The sequence below is a fragment of the Methylocaldum sp. genome (assembly GCF_039794385.1).
Classification (GTDB): domain Bacteria; phylum Pseudomonadota; class Gammaproteobacteria; order Methylococcales; family Methylococcaceae; genus Methylocaldum.
Genome location: NZ_JBDIVO010000417.1, coordinates 1 through 3,606, shown reverse-complemented (window position 1 = coordinate 3,606; position 3,606 = coordinate 1). Strand labels below are relative to the sequence as shown.

Sequence of the window (3,606 nt, the reverse complement as noted above, 5' to 3'; positions counted from 1 at the left end):
GTCAATGCCCGGTAGGGCGTGTCTAAGCCGTTAAAGAAGCTCTGATTAAGTCCTTCGACAGGCCTGTCCTGAGCCGAGTCGAAGGGGCATGAACGGAATCCGCTTGTTCGGAGCTTCCTTAACGGCCCTTTCCAAGAAGGTTCGATCGTTCCACGCGGTTTTGATAGACTCCGCGCTTTTTTGTTCCGAGCCATGAGACGTCTTGCTTCACTGCCCCTGATCTTCTCCGCGGTGCTTGCCGCTTGTACCGGTGTTCCCCGTGGCGGCAGCCCTGAATATCCCGCGCTGCGCGCCGATAAGACGGCCATCCCGCCGACCGAGATTCACCGCGAAGGAAACCTGCTCCGCCTCGACTACGAAGGCTTCACGGTATGGATCGACTGCGAGAAGCGCGGCGCGGTGAAATTCCGCTACAACGCCCAGCGCGACGACGGCAGCGAGCCTCGCGCCGACCACTTCAAGATTGATCCCTACGTGCCGAAGGAATGCCAGCAAACCAGCGCGAAGGGTTACGGCCACGGCTACGACCGCGGGCACCAGGTTCCGGCCAACCATCTCGATACTTCGGCGGTAGCGATCCGGCAGAGCAACTACATGACCAATATCCTGCCGCAGACTTCCCAGATGAATCGCGGTGCATGGAAGCTCACCGAGGAAATCGTCGAGTGCTATCGGGATATCGACGAGCTATTGGTGATCGGCGGGGTGATCTGGGGACACAATCCCGCCGACGACTATTTCGTGAAATCTCACGGCGTGAAAACGCCCGACGCTTTTTGGAAGGTGATCGTGCGCGGGGACGGCCGGGCTATCGCGTGGATCGTGCCGAACACGAAGGATGCGGTCGAAAAGGAACTCGACCGCTATCTCGTGACCGTTGCCGATGTCGAACGCCTGACCCGAGAGAAATTGCCGGTTGCCGGCGACGCACGGACCACGAAGCCGAAAGGGTCATGGGTAGTACCGATCGGGTGCGACAAGGGGTAGGGCGTCCACGGTGCGGCTCATTATATTTCGTCAGCTCCCATGCTCCCGCTTGGGAGCTATATCGGGAAGCTCTGGCTTCCCGAAACCGGACGCGCGCTGAGAAGCAGGAGCTTCTCAAGACGGGTTCCCAAACGGGAGTTTGGGAACCAGCACACCAGATGGATTTCTGGGATTCCTTCGTTGTCCCGGCTTACTTTTGCGACACCCTGCCGTGTGCCGATTGTTATGCCATTCACTTTTTATTGACGCCTTCCCGTCCATCGATTAACCTGCCGACCGCTTCAGGTGTCCCGGCGAGCTCTACGGCCGGGATTAAACGGGAAGCCGGTGCGTTCCTGACTCATGAGGAACAAGGCCGGCGCTGCCCCCGCAACGGTAAGCGAGTTGAGGAACAGCACAATGCCACTGCGCTTTTAGAGCGCGGGAAGGCGCTGTTCCGGGGAGGACCCCCGCTCGCGAGCCCGGAGACCGGCCTGAAGCCAGGTCGGCATCGCGGAGGGCGACGCCTGGATGGCCTTTACCTAGGACAGGACTTATGCATTCAGCTCCTTCTCCAGACGGGAGGGGGAACTCTAAGCGCTTCCGGTAAATCCTGTAGAAATACATCCTTGTATTTCACCCCGCAGGGCAAGCCTCCGGTCGTTCGATCGGCCTCCCGGACTAATGCGTCCGCGGCTTCCTCCGTGTGCTTTGCGCAATCCTATCCCGCGCGGGTGTGCTCGGGGGAAGTCATCGAACATGAAAATCGAAAACCGCTGCCTAGAGGCGGCATTGCTGTTTTTTTGTCTGCCGTCGGTCCGTGCCGACGATGCCTATCTTTCCCGGCTCGAAACCGTTACCGTTACCGCTACTCGAACGGAGCGGAGCGTCGAGGAATCGCTGGCCTCGGTCACCGTCATCGACCGCGACGAAATCGAGCGCCGGCAGGCGCAGTCCGTGCAGGAGGTCCTGCGTGGCGTGCCCGGCCTGTCGATCGCCAACAACGGCGGTCTGGGAAAGTCCACTTCGGTGTTCCTGCGCGGAACCGAATCCGGTCATGTGCTGGTACTGATAGACGGCGTCCGCGCCGGATCGGCCACTACCGGAATCACGGCCTTCCAGGACATCCCCATCGACCAGATCGAACGCATCGAGATCGTCCGTGGGCCGCGCTCCAGCCTGTATGGCTCGGAGGCGATCGGCGGGGTGATCCAGATCTTCACCCGCAAGGGCGGCGAGGGTTTCAAGCCTTACCTGAGCTTCGGCGCGGGCAGCCATTCGATGTACAAGGCTACCGGCGGCGTATCCGGGGGCAACGACCGGGCGTGGTACAGCCTGAACGGTTCGCGTTTGGAAACGCGCGGCTTCAACGCATGCGCCGGGCGGCCTTTCAGCTTGGGCGGCGGGGGCTGCTTCACCCGTCAGCCCGACGACGACGGCTATCGCAACACTTCGGGCAGCGCTCGCGCCGGCTACCGCTTCGACAACGGCCTGGAAATCGAGGGCAATCTGTTGCACGCGGAAGGCGAGAACGAGTTCGACGGCAATTTGCAGAACCGCTCGACCTTCGTGCAGCAAATGGTGGGCGGCCGCCTGAAATATTCGCCGTTTGAATTCTGGACCACGAGCCTCAGGGCAGGCCGCACCCTGGACGAGTCGGACAACTTCAGGGATCGGCGGTTCAGCAGCACTTTCGACACTCAGCGGGTCAACGTCACCTGGCAGAACGATTTCGCGTTGGCCGAGGGGCACCTTTTGACTCTGGGGCTGGACTACTACAACGATCAGGTCGACAGCACGACCGACTATGCCGTGGATTCGCGCGACGACAAGGCCGGTTTTGCCCAGTACCAGCTGACCTTGGGCGGATTCGACGCGGTATTGGGTACGCGCGTCGACGATAACGAACAGTTCGGCGTCTATCCCACCGGCAATGTGGCCTTGGGCTATGGCTTCGACAACGGCATTCGCCTAAGCGCGTCCTGGGGCAAGGCCTTCAAGGCGCCCACCTTCAACGAACTTTATTTCCCCGGTTTCGGCAATCCGATGCTCGAGCCGGAAACCTCGGAGAGCTGGGAAGTCGGAATCAGCGGACAGCACTGGGACGTGGCCTGGGCGCTCAACGGCTATCACACGGAGATCGACGACATGATCGCCACCGTGTGCGGCCAGGTGAGCTGCTTCGCCGAAAACCTGGACCGGGCGCGCATACTCGGCCTCGAAGCCCAGGCCTCGACTCGGCTGTGGGGCTTCGACATCGCGGCCAATTTGAGCCTGATCGATCCCGAAAATCTGTCCGAAGGAGCCAATAATGGCAATCGGCTGCCGCGCCGCGCGCAGACCATGTTCCGGTTCGACGTGGACCGCTCGGTCGGTCCGGTTCGGGTCGGAACGACCGTTTACGGCGAGGGCCGCCGTTTCGACGATGTGGCCAACACCCAGCGGCTGGCGGGTTACGTGACGGTCGATCTGCGCGCCAGCGTGGATCTGTATCGGGGCTTGTCTCTGGAGGGGCGGGTGGCTAATCTGTTGAACAAGCAGTATCAGACTGCCCGTTTTTTCTATCAGGACGACTTGAATTTCTTCCTGACCGTGCGCTACGCGCCGGATGCCTTGTAATTTCAGCTTTGTAGGGCGGAT

Annotated in this window: 2 protein-coding genes and 1 riboswitch; both genes read left to right on the top strand. The window is 60.9% G+C overall.

Features of this window, described 5'->3' with window-relative positions; all coding sequences use genetic code 11:
* Positions 1 to 192 precede the first annotated feature (192 nt).
* Positions 193 to 987 carry a DNA/RNA non-specific endonuclease gene (locus tag ABJK70_RS21895; protein WP_347259128.1) on the top strand — a complete coding sequence of 265 codons (795 nt, stop codon included), beginning with the start codon at positions 193 to 195 and terminating at the stop codon, positions 985 to 987.
* A 266-nt stretch (positions 988 to 1,253) separates the two neighbouring features.
* Positions 1,254 to 1,479: riboswitch (cobalamin riboswitch) on the top strand.
* A gap of 246 nt (positions 1,480 to 1,725) precedes the next feature.
* Entirely contained in the window at positions 1,726 to 3,585 is a 1,860-nt protein-coding gene (btuB, locus tag ABJK70_RS21890; protein WP_347259127.1) for a TonB-dependent vitamin B12 receptor, read from the top strand.
* The last annotated feature ends 21 nt before the right edge of the window (positions 3,586 to 3,606 follow it).

Excerpts from the sequence above, each read along its gene's own strand:
- ABJK70_RS21895 (WP_347259128.1), top strand. The coding sequence starts at position 193 with ATGAGACGTCTTGCTTCACTGCCCCTGATCTTCTCCGCGGTGCTTGCC.
- btuB (WP_347259127.1), top strand. The coding sequence starts at position 1,726 with ATGAAAATCGAAAACCGCTGCCTAGAGGCGGCATTGCTGTTTTTTTGT.